Here is a 14,611-nt window from a genome sequence, read left to right as displayed (position 1 = left end):
CTACTTGTCCTTATTTGCCTGCTTCTTGGCTGCCGCAGCGGCGAAGATATCCTTGGCCCGACCGGGCTTTGCCACCTGCCGCGCGCGGCCGAGTGCCAGCGCATCGGCCTCCACGTCCTCGGTGATCACGCTGCCGCTGGCCACCAATGCCCCGGCACCAACAGTCACGGGCGCCACCAGCGAGGCATTGGAGCCGATAAAGGCGCCATCGCCCACCACGGTGCGGTGCTTGTTGTAGCCGTCATAGTTCACGGTGATGACGCCGGCACCGACATTGACCTCGGCGCCAATGCTGGCGTCGCCGATATAGGTCAGGTGGCTCACCTTGGCGCCCTTGCCGATTTCGGCCTTCTTGATCTCGACGAAATTGCCCACCTTGGCGCCCTCGCCCAGATTGGCTTCCGGCCGCAGCCGCGCAAAGGGCCCCACTGAAGCATTCCTGCCCACATGGGCGCCCTCGATATGGCTGAAAGCGTGGATCACCGCGCCTTCTTCGATCTTCACCCCCGGCCCGAACACCACATTCGGTTCCACCGTCACGTCATGAGCAATCTCGGTATCGTAGGAGAACCACACGCTTTTGGGGTCCTTGAGCGTCACCCCGGCCTTCATGAATTCTTCGCGCTGCACGTCCTGGAACAAGCCTTCGGCGCGCGCGAGCTGGCTGCGGTCGTTGACGCCCATGACGTCATTTTCCGGCGCCAGGCCATAGCCGACCTTCTTGCCGGCGGCATTGGCCAGTTCGACCAGGTCGCCCAGGTAATATTCGTTCTGGGCATTGTTGGCCTCGACCTTGTCGATCAGGTCGCGGAACACTTCGGCGCGGAAGGCCAGGATACAGGCATTGCACAGCCTGATGCGCCGCTCGTCCTCGGTGGCGTCCTTGTGCTCGCGAATGGCCAGCAGCGTATCGCCATCGGTGATGAAGCGGCCATAGCCGCTCGGATCCTTGGGCTCGAAGCCCAGGATCGCCACGTCGAGCCCGGCATCGAGCCGATCCAGCACGGCGCGGAAATTGATGCCGCGCAGCAGCGGGTGGTCGCCATAGACCACGGCGACATAGCCCTTGGCCGTGCTGAACAGGTCGCGCGCCATCGAGGCGGCATGAGCCGTTCCCCTGGCCACTTTCTGCTCGAAATGCACCACATCGGGGTGTAGCGCCGACACCGATTTACGGATGGCGTCATGCGCCGGGCCGGTCACCAGGGCGATCTGCGTCGAGCCGGCCTCGCGCGCCGCCCGCGCCACATGCCCGATGATCGGCATGCCACCCACCGGATGCAGCACTTTGGGCGTCGTCGACCGCATGCGCGTGCCCTCGCCCGCAGCAAGAATGATCGACAGCAGCTCAGTCATGAAAGATTCTCCGAGGCACGATGCTTTTCCATGCGCATTTTCACAAGATTATGGCAAGCAACCGTTGGCGAACCCATAATGACGGCCCCATGGTTGATGCTGGCGCAGCGCCTGATTCGACTGCGTTTTCAGGATAGCGGCTTTGGCTAAAGCATCGGAACAATTCCGGCAATCGGACGTCACCACCTGGGGCATCGTTGCCCTGGTGCTGTCAGGCATTGCCGTCATGGGGTCCAATGTCTCCGCCCTCATGCCGCATGATGTGCTGGCCGGGCTGCACAAGACGCGCATCGAGGGCGCCTCGGTCGATCAGTTGCGGCTGCAGGTCGCCGAATTGCGCGAGGAACAGCTTCGGCTCAAACGTGAGACCGGCTTGCTGACCTCCCGTTTCGCGCTCGAAGAACAACAGGGCAATGAGATCACGCGGCGTGTCGGCGCGCTCGAGGTCAGCCTGCCCCGCCTGCTCGAAACCTTGCCCGATGGCGGCAATATCGACCGCAATAATCTCACCGCCGCGATTGGCCAGGATCCGGCTCTGGTCTACCAGGCCGAGGGCGGCTCGGTGGTGGTGCGCCAGCAACCGATGGCCGAGGCCCGGCCCGTCATTGCCGGCGAACAGCCCCTGCCCGCGCCGGTCGAACAGATCGCGGCCATTCCCATGCCCAATGAACGGGAATTCGGCATTGCGCTCGGCCCGGCCATTGCCTTCGAGGCGGCTCCCGATGCCTGGCGCGACCTCTCGATGAAACTGGGCCCGCTGCTGTTCGGACTGGCGCCGCTCCTGGTCGACGAGGCCGGCAGCGACGACCAGCGCATCGTGGTCGGCCCCATAACCCAGCTCTCGGAGGCGACCGCGCTGTGTGCCCGGCTCGAGCGCCTCTCAGTATCGTGCCTGCCCATGCCGTTCACCGGAACGCCACTGGCCTATTAGCCATGCTGCGTTTCCGGTTGACAGTCGAAGATGCGCCGCTATGTTCCGCCGCGACGCCAGCAGCGTCAGGCTTGGTGCGTGCCGGTAGCTCAGTGGTAGAGCATTCGACTTTTAATCGAATGGTCGAGGGTTCGACCCCCTCCCGGCATACCAAGTATTCCCTTTAGAGATCAGCTGTCTGGTTCTGTCGAAAGCGGTGCTGCGCGGCCCGGACCCTGGCGCGGCTGACCGGTTGTTGAACAAGCCCGTTTCCGCTGTGATGACAATTGCGCGGACAGCGGAAAATGTCCTACGAATACCTCCGGTGACTCGAGCGGAGTCCGGGGGAGGATAATCTGCAGATGAGACGCCCGGTTCGGATCGGTCGGCCACGCGCCGATAATAGTGTTCGAACAGGCGCTGCGCTGGCAGCAGCCTTGCTTTGCGGCGTGTTGGCGCAACCTGCCCTGGCGCAGTCCGTGTCGACGACGGGCGACATCTATACCACCAACAGCACGCCGCTTTCTTCACCCACCTGGACTGTCGGCATCTCCGGAACCGATGAACTGGTGGTCGGCTATCCGACCCTGGGCACGATGCTGGTCGAGGACGGCGGCCAGGTCATCAACGGCAATGGCTATGTCGGCTATATCGGCGCTGGCACGGTCACGGTGCGCGGGTCTCACCCGGTCAGCGGCGATCCGTCCAGCTGGAGCAACAGCGGCTTCCTGATGGTGGGTGATCAGGGCGGTACCGGCATCCTCAACATCGAGCAGGGTGGACTCGTCAGGGCCAGCGAGGTCACGATCGGTTCGGGTTCGTCCTCCAACGGGACGATAAACCTGCTGGGCGACGCCCTCAGTGGGCGCGGCGTTATCGAGACCAGCCGGATCAACGCAGGCAACGGCACGGCTGCCCTGGTGATCGATGGCGGCGTCCTCCGTACGACGGCCGACGGCTCCTTCCTCAACAACTTCATCCTGCCGATCTCGATCGGCTCCGAGGGCGTCTGGTTCGATTCCAACGGCCATATCATGGCTGTCAGCCCGATCTTCACCGGATCGGGCACCTTCAACAAGATCGGCGCGGGCACGGTCAACCTGACCGGCAACAGCTCCGGTTTCGGTGGCATGACCATCATCGAGGCCGGCACCCTGCAGTTCTCGGGAACGTCGGGCTTTATTGCCGGCAACATCCTCAATGACAGCATCCTGTCCTTCAACCGCTCGAATGCGCCATTTCGAGCGTGATCTCCGGAACGGGGTCGGTGCAACAGATCGGCAGCGGCACGACGACCCTGACGGGCGTCAATACCTATATCGGCGGCACGGAAATCGATGGTGGCACGCTGGCGCTGTCCGGCTCGGGCAGTCTCGCTGCGAGCGGAGCCGTGTCACTCGGCGCCGCCGGCACTTTCGACATTGCGGGAGCCAGCGGCTTTCGCACCATTGGCAGCCTGGGCGGCGCGGCAGGCAGCAACGTCGTCCTCGGTGCCAATACGCTGACCTTGGGGAACGCGGCGAACACCGCGTTCAACGGGGCGATTTCGGGCACGGGCGGCTTGACGAAAGAGGGTTCCGGCATCTTCACGCTGGGGGGTGCCAATACCTTCGGCGGCACCACCACGGTCAATGGCGGTACGGTGGCGCTGACGGGCACCATGACCAGCAGCCTCTACCTGGCCACAGCCGGCACGGGTTTCGATATCAGCGGCGCTGCCGGCGATCGCAGCATTGGCGCGCTGAGCGGCGTGGCAGGCACGACAGTGGCCCTGGGCAGCAACGATCTCGGCTTCGGCGACGCGGCCAGTTCGGTCTTCGCCGGCGTCATCGGGGGCACCGGCGGCGTGGTCAAGGCGGGCTCGGGAACGGCAACGTTCACCGACGCCAACAGCTATCAGGGCGGCACCACGATCAATGCGGGCACGCTAGCGCTGTCTTCCGGCGGCAGCCTTTCAGTGAGCGGTTTCGTCAGCCTCGCCGCCGGCACGAACTTCGATATTAGTGGTGCCAGCGGCGACCGCAGTATCGGCGATCTCGACGGCGCGGCCGGCAGCACCGTCATGCTGGGAGCCAACACGCTGACATTGGGCGATACCGGCACAACGAGCTTTGCCGGCGCTATCAGTGGCGCTGGTGGGATCGTCAAGCGGGGCACCGGTACGTTCGAGCTGACCGGGGCCAATAACTATAACGGTGCCACTGTGATCAATGACGGCACGTTTGTCGTCAATGGCTCGATCGTCTCGGGCACCACCGTCAATCTCGGCGCGACCCTGGCCGGCATCGGCACGCTGGGCGCCACGACGATCGCCGCGGGGGGCGTGCATGCGCCGGGCAATTCGATCGGCGTCCAGACCATTAACGGACCCTATGTCAATCGCGGCGTGCTGCTGATCGAAGCAACGCCGGTCGCGGCCGACCAGTTGGTGGTGAACGGTACGGTCGATATAGCCGGCGCGACGCTGGAGCTTCTGCTGTCTCCGACAGCGGCCGCGAGCTGGAACCCCCTTAGCGGCCCCTTCACCATCATAGCCAACGATGCTGCCGATGCGGTCGCCGGGACGTTTGCGACCGGGCCGAAAAACCTCCTGTTCCTGACTGGCATCGTCAACTACGCTGGCGGCGACGGCAACGATGTCGATCTGAGCCTGGTTCGGAACGATGTCGGCTTTGCCTCCGCGGGCAACACGGCCAACCAGCGAGCCACGGCGACCGGGATCGAGGCCCTTGGCCCGGGCAATCCGCTCTGGAACACGATCGCCTTCACCACGGATGCCGATCTGGTCCGCGCCACGTTTGACGCGCTGTCGGGCGAAGCCCATGCCTCGCTACGCGGCGCGCTGCTCGAAAGCAGCACCGTCTACAGCGCAAGCATGGCCGACAGGCTGCGTTCGGCCTTCGGAAGCGTTCCCGCTTCGACGACGCCAATCCTGGCCTATGGCCCCGGTGGCGCCGAACTGAGCGCGCCCGATGGCGGCGACCTGGCGATCTGGGGCCAGGCCCTGGGCGGCTGGCGCTCGCTCGATGGCAACGGCAATGCTACCGGTATCGACACCGGAATGGGCGGCATCCTGGTCGGCGCCGATTCCCTGGCTGGAGACTGGCGTCTGGGCCTGATGGCCGGCTACGGCCAGTCCAGTTCCAGCATTGATGCGCGGTGGTCCTCGGGCAAGAGCGATGACTTCGTCGTCGGCCTCTATGGCGGCACCGAATGGGGCGACCTGGCCGTGCGCACCGGGCTTGCCTACAGCCGGCACGGCATAACGACGACGCGCCGGGTTCCGCTCCTCGGCGAAACCCTCTCGGCTGCCTACGGCGCCGGCACCGTGCAGGCCTTCGGCGAACTGGGCTATGGGTTTGAGTTGGGCGGCAGCACAGAGCTCGAAGCCTATGCCAATCTGACCTATGCGCGGACCGACAGCGAGGCCTTCGCGGAAACGGGCGGCGCCGCCGCGCTTTCGGTGGCCGCCAACGCCACCGAGGCCGCGTTCACGACCATAGGCTTGCGCGCATCGACCAAAATGGCCTGGGGCGAAACCCTGGCTACCCTGAGCGGCGCACTCGGCTGGCGACACGCCTTTGCCAATGATCCCTCCACGTTCAACAGCTTTGCCGGCGGACCGGGCTTTATCATCACCGGCGCGCCGGTGACGCGCGACAGCGTCGTCGTCGAAGCCGGGCTCGATCTGAACCTCTCTGCCAGCGCCACGCTCAGCATCAATTATGGCGGACAATTCGCCGCGGCCATGCAGGACCACAGCATTCGCGCCAGGCTGGCCGTGGGCTTCTGATCCGCGGTCCGCTCAACATAGGCCCGCACGCCGGGGCGGATGCCGCCTGGCGGCAGATATCGCCGGGGAGTACACGAAGTACTAAGCCTCTGGTGAGATCGTCTCAGACACCTTGGTCGCTTGATTCACAAGTGCCCTTCGGTCGAACCATATGCCGCGAGAGGGTCGAACCCTCGACCATTCCCGCTATCCGAACGAGCCCGCTGCTTTGTCCCAGGATTTTACTGATCTGCTCAAGGTGCTGGTGGCCACCGCGCTGACTTTCGCGGTCGGCACGCTGGTCATGCTCTATGTGATCCTGCTGCTGGCCCAATATGGTGCGAACCTGCCCATGGTGGGCGCCCTGCCCCTCAATGCGCCGCCCGAAATGGTGCCCATGCTGGCGGACAATCGCCTGTTCACCACGCTGGCCGCGGCCCATGTCACGGCCGCCGGTCTGGCTTTGATCATTGCCAGCAACACGATCGACATGGCGCTGCTGATCACGTCCAAGGCCGTGGCTGTCGTCATCACCGCCCTGCTCGGCTTTGTGGGCGGGCACATGGTCTATCTGCAACTGACCGAAGGCACGGCCTTTTCGCTCAATCCGCTGACGCCGGTCTTCATCGCGCTGGCGGTTTTCCTGGTGCTGTCGAGCGTACTCAGCGTGCAGAACCTGCGCCGGCTCGGCAATCTGCGCTTCGTGGTGGGCGTAGGCATGGTGGTGATTGGGCCGCTGCTGCTGGTGTGGCTGTAGCACTGTGCTTGGGCTCTTTCCCCTTCTCCCCTTGAGGGAGAAGGTGCCCGAAGGGCGGATGAGGGGTGTCGAACCCTCCCTACGCTCAGAGGCATGGGGTAGCGCAGCACCCCTCACCCGGTTTTCCGCTGGACGCGGAAAACCACCCTCTCCCTCAAGGGGAGAGGGTTAGCACCTCACACGTACGGTTTACGCAGCACCCAAGGGAGAGGTGAAGAGGCTAAGCCGCCAGCGTCACCACAACCGCGCCACGCGGCGTCGCCACCACCGTATGCTCATATTGCACGCACGGCGCACTTGGCCTTGCCACCAGCGTCCATTCGTCGTCATCCGACTTCTGGTCGGCCATCTTGCCGCCCAGCGACAGGAACGGCTCGATGGTGAAGACCAGCCCATTGGTCATGCGGCGGCGTTCGGCCTTGTCCGGCCAGGTGGCGATTTCGCCCGGCTCGTCATGCAGGCTATCCCCCACGCCATGGCTCGCCAGGTTGCGGATCAGCGTATAGCCGCCCTTCTTGGCGAATTTGCCGATGGCCTCGCCGATATCGGCCAGCGGCGCCCCGGCCTTCACCACGCGGATACCGGCCCACATAGCCTTCTTGCCGTCGCGGCACAAAGCGTCGAGCCGCTTGTCGCCCTCGCCCAGCACGAAGGAGGCGCCGCAATCGGCGAAGACGCCATCCTTTTCCGCTGACACGTCGATATTGACCAGGTCGCCTTCGCGCAGCACGCGTTCGCCGGGAATGCCGTGCGCGATTTCCTCGTTCACCGAAATGCAGGTGGCGCCCGGAAAGTCATAGGTCACGATGGGGGCAGACCGCGCACCATGCTCGGCTAGCAGTTTCGCCCCGATCTCGTCGAGTTCACCCGTCGTCATGCCCACCCGCATGGCCGAAGCCATCGCGTCACGGGTAATGGCGCAGATGCGGCCGATGGCCTTGAGCTTTTCGAGTTGTTCTTCGGTTGTGATGGTCATTTCTTCACGGGGTGTTCGGCCTGCCGGCCGTCGGTTGTGATCGTCACTTGTGATCCAGGTAATATGCCAGCAGGCCCTGGGTGGAGCTGTCATGCCCCTCCCCGCTCTCTTTGCCCTCGACCTTGGGCAGCAGCGCCTTGGCCAGTTGCTTGCCCAGCTCCACGCCCCACTGGTCGTAGGAATTGACGTTCCAGATCACGCCCTGGGTGAACACCTTGTGCTCATAGAGCGCCACCAGCGAGCCGAGCGTCTCGGGCGTCAGTTGCTCGTAGAACAGCGTATTGGACGGACGATTGCCGGGGAACAACTTATGCGGCGTCAACGCCTTGATGGCCGCCTTATCCAGGCCCTGTGCCTTGAGTTCGGCCACCACTTCGGCCTCGCTCTTGCCCAGCATCAGCGCTTCAGACTGCGCCAGCACATTGGCCACCAGCTTGTCGTGATGCGGCGGCAGGTTTTCATGCGGTCGCGCCGCGATCAGGAAATCGACCGGAATGACATCGGTGCCCTGATGGATCAGTTGGAAAAAGGCATGCTGGCCATTGGTGCCCGGCTCGCCCCACACGATCGGCCCGGTGGACCAGCCGACCGGCTTGCCCGCCAGCGTCACCGACTTGCCGTTCGATTCCATGTCCTGCTGCTGCAGATAGGCGGGGAAGCGGCTCAGCCGCTGGTCATAGGGAATGACCGCATGGGTCGAGAAGCCCCAGACATTGCGATACCACACGCCCAGCAGGCCCATGATGACGGGCAGGTTGTCCTCCAGCGGCGCCGAGAGGAAATGCCGGTCCATGGCATCGGCGCCGGCGAGGAATCTGGCGAAATTCTCGTAGCCCACGGCCAGCGCGATGGGCAGGCCGATGGCCGACCACACCGAATAACGCCCGCCGACCCAGTCCCAGAAGCCGAAAATGCGGTCTTCGCGAATGCCGAACTTGGCGCAGGCGGGGATATTGGTGGAGACGGCCACGAAATGGTTCGGCACCGCCTCCTCGCCCAAAGCCTTGGCGATCCAGGCCCGCGCCGAGCCGGCATTGGTCATGGTCTCGTCGGTGGTAAAGGTCTTGGACGCCACGATGAACAGCGTCTTCTTGGGGTCCAGCCCCTTCAGCGTATCGTGGATATGGGCGCCATCGACGTTCGACACGTAATGCGCGCGCAGGTCGGGCCGCGTATACGGCGCCAGCGCCAGCGTCACCATGGCCGGCCCGAGGTCCGAGCCGCCAATGCCGATATTGACCACGTCGGTGAACTGCTCGCCGCCATGGCCACGGATTTCGCCCGACCGGACCGCATTGGTGTAGGTCTCGATGGCCGCAAGCACGCCGCGCACATCGGGCATCACGTCCTTGCCATCGACCGGCACCGGCTTGTCGCCCTGATAGCGCAAAGCCATATGCATCACCGCGCGATCCTCGGTGATGTTGATATGCTCGCCTTCGCACATCTGGTCGCGGCGTTCCTCGACCCCGGCGGCACGCGCCAGGTCGAACAGGGCCGCCATCACATCTTCGTCGATGCGGTTCTTGGAATAGTCGAGCAGAATGCCGGCGCCATCAGCCGAATACCGCTTGAAGCGGTTCGGATCGACGGCGAACTGCACGCGCATCGGCTGCTCTTCCAGCCGCTTCCTGTGCTTGTCGAGGCTCGCAAAACTTGCCTTGCGTCCAGCCTTAGCCATGTCGGAACCTTCCATCAGATGACCGGCAGGTCGCCGGCAGCCCAGGCCGCGCGCGTCTCTGCCGCAAAATCGTTGAAGCGGCCGCCCTCGATTGCACCGCGGCAGCCCTGCACCAGCTCTTGATAATAGGCCAGGTTGATCTGCGAAAGGATCATCGCGCCCAAAATCTCTTCTGTCTTAACGAGATGGTGCAGATAGGCCCGGCTCCAGCGCCGGCAATTGAGGTTGGGCGAGGCCTCGTCGATCGGCCTCGGATCATCCCTATGCCGGGCATTTTTCAGGTTGATGACGCCGAAGCGGGTATAGACATGGCCATGCCGGCCCGCGCGGGTCGGATGCACGCAGTCGAACATGTCGATGCCCCGGCCGATAGCGCCCAGAATATCGTCGGGCTTGCCCACGCCCATCAGATAGCGCGGCCGATCAGTCGGCAGTTCGGGCGTGATCTCCTCGATTACCCGGAACATCACTTCCTGCGGCTCGCCCACGGCCAGCCCGCCCACGGCATAGCCATCAAAGCCAATGGAACGCAGGCCCGCCGCGGACTTGGCCCGCAATTCGGCGTCGTCGCCGCCTTGCACGATGCCGAACAAAGCCCGGTTGAGCTGGTTGTTGAACGCCGTCTTGGAGCGTTCGGCCCAGCGGAGCGACAGCTCCATGGCTCGCTCCATCTCCTTGCGCTCGGCCGGCAGCTTCAGGCATTCGTCGAGCTGCATGATGATGTCGCTGTCCAGCAAAGTCTGGATTTCGATCGAGCGCTCCGGCGTCAGCTCGTAGCTCGAGCCGTCGATATGGCTGCGGAAGGTTACGCCCTTCTCGGTCAGCTTGCGCAACTGGGCCAGCGACATGACCTGGAAGCCGCCGCTATCGGTCAGGATCGGCCGCTGCCAATCCATGAAGTCATGCAGCCCGCCCTGGCTGGCCACGCGTTCGGCGCCCGGCCGCAGCATCAGGTGATAGGTATTGCCGAGCAGGATATCGGCGCCGGTCTCGCGCACCTGATCGGGATACATGGCCTTGACGGTGCCGGCCGTACCAACAGGCATGAAAGCTGGCGTCTGGATATCGCCGCGCGGCGTGTCGATGCGGCCGCGCCGCGCCATGCCATCGGTGGCCGAAAGGGTGAAGGTGACTTGTTTGGTCGAGGAGCTCATGGCGCGGGTTCTAGCCTGTTGTTCCCAAGCGGACAATGCGGTGCATTGGGCGCCGCTCCGTCCGATTTTTGCCATGCTTTGCAGGGGCTATCGGCGTATCGCTGTTTTTTGATGATTCCGAGGTATTTGCATGCGTCGCACCGCCCTTCTCGCCGCCACCCTGGCCCTGGTTTCAGGCCCCGTTCTTGCGCAGGACCTCATTGGGGTCGAGGGCTATTACATGGGCCACGGCGAAGGCGAGCTCACCGCCGAGATCACCCATATCGAGAATGACCGCTATGTCATTTCCATCAATACGCTAGTGCCGATGGAAAACGACATTCCCGGCTGCGGCGGCGGCATTGACGGCGAAGTGCTGCTGGAGAGCAGCGGCGGCAATTTCTTCGCCGAGAACGAATTCTACGATCCCGAGGGCGATACGCCATCATCCCAGGCCCGCTATTGCGAAATCGGCCTGAGCTTTGATGGTAAGGGCGAATTGCAGATCGAGGAGCGGGACGGCTGCATCAGCTATCACGGTGCCGCCTGCGGCTTCACCGGCACGCTGTTCCACGACGCGGCGGGGATTTAGTGTCCATCGCGACGGGAAGAAGCACCCCACCCACCGATAGTCACCCTCGGGCTTGACCCGAGGGCTCTGTACTTACACAGCGCTCAGCCAGTGAAACGCCCTCGGGTCAAGCCCGAGGGTGACGGCCGGTGGTTAGGGAGAAGCGGAGATTAAAGCCCGTCATCCTCAGGCTCTTCCTGCGCCGCCCGCAATAGCAGCGAAGAATCCCCATACGAATAAAACCGGTAACCCTCGCGTATCGCGTGGGCATAGGCCTCTTTCATCACGTCCAGCCCGGCAAAGGCGCTGACCAGCATGAAGAGGGTCGATTTGGGCAGGTGGAAATTGGTCATCAGTGCATCCACCGTGGCAAAGCGGAAGCCCGGCGTGATGAAGATGTCGGTATCGCCGACAAACGGCTGCAGCGTGCCGGTCGCGCGTGACGCGGTCTCCAGCAGCCGCAGGCTGGTCGTGCCCACCGCGATCACCCGCCCGCCCAAAGCCCGCTTCGCATGGATGCGCTCGACCGTCGCCTGGTCGATCTCACCCCATTCGGCATGCATGACATGGTCGTCGGTATCATCCACCTTCATCGGCAGGAAGGTCCCTGCCCCCACATGCAGCGTCACCCGCTCGATGGTCACGCCCTTGTCGGTCAATTGCTGCAGCAGGCTTTCGGTGAAATGCAGCCCCGCCGTCGGCGCGGCCACGGCGCCATCCTCGGCGGCATAGACGGTCTGGTAATCCACCAGATCCCGCTCCTCCACATCGCGCTTGGCGCCAATATAGGGCGGCAGCGGCATGGCGCCGTGCGACTTGATCGCCTCGTCGAGCTGCGCCCCGCCGAGTTCGAATTCCAGCGTCACTTCACCGGTATCGCCCTTGCCGGCGACCTGTGCCACCAGCGCGTCAGCCTGGCCATTGCCCAGTTCCAGCCGGTCGAGCAGAGCCAGCTTCTTGGCCGGGCGCGCAAAGGCCCGCCAGGTATGAGCGTCGACGCGCTTATGCAGGTTGAACGACACATTGGCGCGGTTCTCCCCGCGCAGCCGCGTGCCGCGCAATTCGGCCGGCAGCACCCGCGTATCGTTGACCACGAGCACGTCGCCCGGCTTCAGCAGCCACAGCAAATCAGGCACATGCCGGTCGGACAGGCCGACCTCCGGGTCCACCAGCAGCAGGCGCGCAGAATCGCGCGGCTCGGCCGGATGCAGGGCGATCAGGTTTTCGGGCAGGTCGAAGTCGAAATCGGAAACACGCATGGCCGGCTGGTTAGCATGCCGAACGCCGGGCGAAAACGCCTATCCTTGGCTCAGCCTTCACCGCATTGCACCGGAAAGCTGTTCCCGCCAACCGTCAGCATGCCGGTCAGCGGCAAGTCCTCGCTGCCGTCAAAGCGCAGCCGCAGGCCGACCAGGATGGCTTCGATATTGGGATCGGTGAAATCCACCAGCACCTGCTGGTTGTCGGCAAAGGCCTGGCCGACCACGAAGGGTGTACCCTCGCCGCGCTCAGGCCCGGTGGACCAGGCCGCGCCGCCGGCTTCGACATGGGCGCCGATCACCTGCAGCACCGGCAGATGGCCGGTCGCAAGATAGGCGGAGACACCGTCCCCGCCATCGCATTGAATGCCGCCGCTTGCCGAAGCCGGGGCGACCAGAGCGAGGCTGGCCACCAGGGCCAGCCAGCCCGGATTAGGCAGTGATATCGGCCGCAACCTTGACCGAAACCATGCTGTCCGGGTTGATGACCGGCTCGCCGCGCTTGATCTGGTCGACATTGTCCATGCCCTCGATGACCTTGCCCCACACAGTATACTGCTTGTTGAGGAAAGGCGCATCCTGGAAGCAGATGAAGAACTGCGAATTGGCCGAATCCGGGTTCTGCGCGCGGGCCATCGAGGCGGTGCCACGCACGTGGGGCTCGGCGTTGAATTCCTGCTTGAGATCGGGGTATTTGGAACCGCCGGTGCCGCGGCCCTGCGGGCAGCCGGTCTGGGCCATGAAGCCATCGATCACGCGGTGGAACACGATGCCGTCATAAAAGCCTTCGCGCGCCAGCTTCTTGATATGGGCGACATGGTTCGGCGCCAGGTCGGGGCGCATCTCGATGACGACATTGCCCTTGGTGGTTTCGATGACGAGGGTGTTTTCCGGATCGGCATATTCGGCCATTTTTGCAACTTTCGGTTGGAATTTGTGGCCCGCATGTAAGGCCATTGCGCTGTCGGTGCAAGGCGGGGACACGCCCTCGTGGTTCGAGGGTCGCTGCGCTCCCGCCTCACCATGAGGGCTACTAAGAACTCGGTTTAGCAGCAGCCCTCATGGTGAGGTGCGCTTCTTCAGCGCCTCGAACCACGAGGGCGTGGCAGGTTACTTATATTCGATCACAGCCTTGATGATCTGGTCCGGATTGGCCACGGCGCCATTCTGTTCGGCCGGACCCTTTTCCAGCCCGTCCACGAATTCCATGCCGCTCACGACCTTGCCGAATACCGTGTACTGCCCGTCGAGGAAGCTGGCATCGGCTGTCGTGATGAAGAATTGCGAGTTGAACGAATTGGGGTCCTGCGAGCGGGCTGCGCCGAGCACGCCGCGCCCAAAGCTCTCCGAATTGAACTCGGCCTCGACATCGGGCAGGTCCGAACCGCCCATGCCGGCGCGGTTGAGGTCAAAGCCCTCGGCGCCGGATTTGCCATATTGCACGTCGCCGGTCTGGGCCATGAAGCCGTCGATGACGCGATGGAACACCACGCCGTCATAGGCGCCCGCTTCGGTCAGCGCGATGACGCGCTCGACATGCTTGGGGGCGATGGCCGGCAGCAATTCGATATCGACGTCGCCGCCCTTGATGGTGAGGATCAGATGCGGCGTGCCGGTCTGGGCGAAAGCGGGCGCGGCGGACAGCGCCACGGCGCCGATGACGAGGGCGCCGAACAGGCGACGGGTAATGGCGGTCATTTGCTTTTCAGGGCCTTGAGAACGATTTGCGGGACGAAGGCGGAAATATCGCCGCCCATTTCAGCGATCTGGCGCACCAATGTGGCCGAGATATGCCGCACCGGGGGGCTGGAGGGCAGGAAGACGGTCTGCAGGTCCGGCGCCATCTGCGCGTTCATGCCCACCATCTGCATTTCGTAATTATAGTCGGTGGTGTCGCGCAGGCCACGGATGATCAGCTTGGCGCCATGCTCGCGCGCCGCATTGACCATCAGGCCGGAGAAATCGACTATTCTGAATTCGGTATCGGTGCGCTTGCCCACCGGCCCCAGCACCTGGTCGAGAATGGCGATGCGATCGTCATGGGCGAAGAGCGGATTCTTCTTGGTGGCGCTGATCCCCACGGCAACCACCAGCGTATCGACGAGCTTGCAGGCGCGCTCGATGACGTCGAGATGCCCATTGGTCAGCGGATCGAACGAGCCGGGATAGAACCCAACCAGCTTGCTCATGACGCCC

Annotated in this window: 14 protein-coding genes and 1 tRNA gene; 6 read left to right on the top strand and 9 right to left on the bottom strand. The window is 63.8% G+C overall.

Annotated features, from left to right (window positions below; all coding sequences use genetic code 11):
- Positions 1–1,356, bottom strand: coding sequence for a bifunctional UDP-N-acetylglucosamine diphosphorylase/glucosamine-1-phosphate N-acetyltransferase GlmU (gene glmU, locus FPZ08_RS04740; RefSeq protein ID WP_146288916.1), 1,356 nt, complete (start codon positions 1,354–1,356; stop codon positions 1–3).
- 142 nt (positions 1,357–1,498) lie between these two features.
- Between glmU and FPZ08_RS04735 the strand changes: the two genes are divergently transcribed.
- The 5 genes from FPZ08_RS04735 to FPZ08_RS04715 all read left to right on the top strand — a co-directional run bounded on the left by FPZ08_RS04735 (position 1,499) and on the right by FPZ08_RS04715 (position 6,795).
- The gene (locus FPZ08_RS04735) at positions 1,499–2,287 is read left to right on the top strand and encodes a hypothetical protein (protein ID WP_146288915.1); all 789 of its coding nucleotides are present in this window, start codon (positions 1,499–1,501) and stop codon (positions 2,285–2,287) included.
- A gap of 78 nt (positions 2,288–2,365) precedes the next feature.
- Positions 2,366–2,440, top strand: a tRNA-Lys gene (locus FPZ08_RS04730).
- Between the two features lie 188 nt (positions 2,441–2,628).
- Positions 2,629–3,516 carry a hypothetical protein gene (locus tag FPZ08_RS04725; protein WP_146288914.1) on the top strand — a complete coding sequence of 296 codons (888 nt, stop codon included), beginning with the start codon at positions 2,629–2,631 and terminating at the stop codon, positions 3,514–3,516.
- A gap of 17 nt (positions 3,517–3,533) precedes the next feature.
- Positions 3,534–6,059, top strand: a complete 2,526-nt coding sequence (locus FPZ08_RS04720; RefSeq protein WP_146288913.1) for an autotransporter outer membrane beta-barrel domain-containing protein — start codon at positions 3,534–3,536, stop codon at positions 6,057–6,059.
- Positions 6,060–6,267: 208 nt separating this feature from the next.
- Positions 6,268–6,795 (top strand): hypothetical protein, encoded by a 528-nt coding sequence (locus FPZ08_RS04715; protein WP_146288912.1) that lies wholly within the window; start codon positions 6,268–6,270, stop codon positions 6,793–6,795.
- 220 nt (positions 6,796–7,015) lie between these two features.
- Here FPZ08_RS04715 and map read toward each other — a convergent pair whose 3' ends face one another.
- Genes map through tgt form a run of 3 tightly spaced genes read right to left on the bottom strand, consistent with a single transcriptional unit; the run spans position 7,016 to position 10,606 of the window.
- Positions 7,016–7,771 (bottom strand): type I methionyl aminopeptidase, encoded by a 756-nt coding sequence (map, locus tag FPZ08_RS04710; RefSeq protein WP_146288911.1) that lies wholly within the window; start codon positions 7,769–7,771, stop codon positions 7,016–7,018.
- Between the two features lie 43 nt (positions 7,772–7,814).
- Positions 7,815–9,452 (bottom strand): glucose-6-phosphate isomerase, encoded by a 1,638-nt coding sequence (pgi, locus tag FPZ08_RS04705; protein WP_146288910.1) that lies wholly within the window; start codon positions 9,450–9,452, stop codon positions 7,815–7,817.
- 14 nt (positions 9,453–9,466) lie between these two features.
- Positions 9,467–10,606, bottom strand: a complete 1,140-nt coding sequence (gene tgt / locus FPZ08_RS04700; protein ID WP_146288909.1) for a tRNA guanosine(34) transglycosylase Tgt — start codon at positions 10,604–10,606, stop codon at positions 9,467–9,469.
- Positions 10,607–10,736: 130 nt separating this feature from the next.
- On the opposite strand from tgt, the gene FPZ08_RS04695 reads away from it, so the two are divergent.
- Positions 10,737–11,177, top strand: a complete 441-nt coding sequence (locus FPZ08_RS04695; protein ID WP_146288908.1) for a hypothetical protein — start codon at positions 10,737–10,739, stop codon at positions 11,175–11,177.
- A gap of 149 nt (positions 11,178–11,326) precedes the next feature.
- Here the strand turns inward: FPZ08_RS04695 and queA are convergent, their stop codons facing one another.
- The 5 genes from queA to coaD all read right to left on the bottom strand — a co-directional run bounded on the left by queA (position 11,327) and on the right by coaD (position 14,604).
- Positions 11,327–12,415 (bottom strand): tRNA preQ1(34) S-adenosylmethionine ribosyltransferase-isomerase QueA, encoded by a 1,089-nt coding sequence (queA, locus tag FPZ08_RS04690; protein ID WP_146288907.1) that lies wholly within the window; start codon positions 12,413–12,415, stop codon positions 11,327–11,329.
- A 50-nt stretch (positions 12,416–12,465) separates the two neighbouring features.
- Complete coding sequence (locus tag FPZ08_RS04685; RefSeq protein ID WP_146288906.1) at positions 12,466–12,828, bottom strand: hypothetical protein; 363 nt, start codon at positions 12,826–12,828, stop codon at positions 12,466–12,468.
- 19 nt (positions 12,829–12,847) lie between these two features.
- Complete coding sequence (locus tag FPZ08_RS04680) at positions 12,848–13,327, bottom strand: peptidylprolyl isomerase (protein WP_146288905.1); 480 nt, start codon at positions 13,325–13,327, stop codon at positions 12,848–12,850.
- A gap of 198 nt (positions 13,328–13,525) precedes the next feature.
- Positions 13,526–14,113, bottom strand: coding sequence for a peptidylprolyl isomerase (locus FPZ08_RS04675; protein WP_146288904.1), 588 nt, complete (start codon positions 14,111–14,113; stop codon positions 13,526–13,528).
- Positions 14,110–14,604: a pantetheine-phosphate adenylyltransferase gene (gene coaD / locus FPZ08_RS04670; protein WP_146288903.1), complete on the bottom strand. Its 495-nt coding sequence runs from the start codon at positions 14,602–14,604 to the stop codon at positions 14,110–14,112. The genes FPZ08_RS04675 and coaD overlap by 4 nt, the downstream gene beginning before the upstream one ends.
- Between the last annotated feature and the right edge of the window lie 7 nt (positions 14,605–14,611).

Origin of the sequence: Devosia ginsengisoli (assembly GCF_007859655.1) — a bacterium.
In the GTDB taxonomy this organism is placed as follows: Bacteria; Pseudomonadota; Alphaproteobacteria; order Rhizobiales; family Devosiaceae; genus Devosia; species Devosia ginsengisoli.
This window is presented reverse-complemented; position numbering and strand designations above follow the sequence as displayed.